This window comes from Paraburkholderia sp. SIMBA_054 (assembly GCF_046534875.1).
In the GTDB taxonomy this organism is placed as follows: Bacteria; Pseudomonadota; Gammaproteobacteria; order Burkholderiales; family Burkholderiaceae; genus Paraburkholderia; species Paraburkholderia hospita.
The window spans coordinates 1-217 of sequence record NZ_JAWRXV010001931.1 but is presented as its reverse complement, the minus strand read 5'-3'; the positions used below and the strand labels follow the sequence as shown (position 1 = coordinate 217).

The 217-nt window shown below is 64.5% G+C and carries 1 protein-coding gene; it reads right to left on the bottom strand.

The features are described 5' to 3' along the window. On the bottom strand, positions 1 to 217 hold a 217-nt coding region (locus SB822_RS61775), incomplete at both ends, for a CheR family methyltransferase (protein WP_410859762.1).

The following is a 217-nucleotide window of genomic DNA, read 5'->3' as shown; positions in this document are numbered from 1 at the left end:
AGCCGGGACGGTGGGACGTCGGTGAGAATGGATTCAGGATATCGGCCGGCTCGGGCCACCTCGATCGCACGGTCATCAATGTCAGTGGCAAATACCTGAACCTGCGCGGAGGTCGAATGCTGCGGTAGCGCCTCCGACAGCAGCATCGCAAGGCTATACGCCTCTTCGCCCGTCGAGCAGCCCGCTACCCACGCTCGCACCTGCTCGGCGGGCAGTG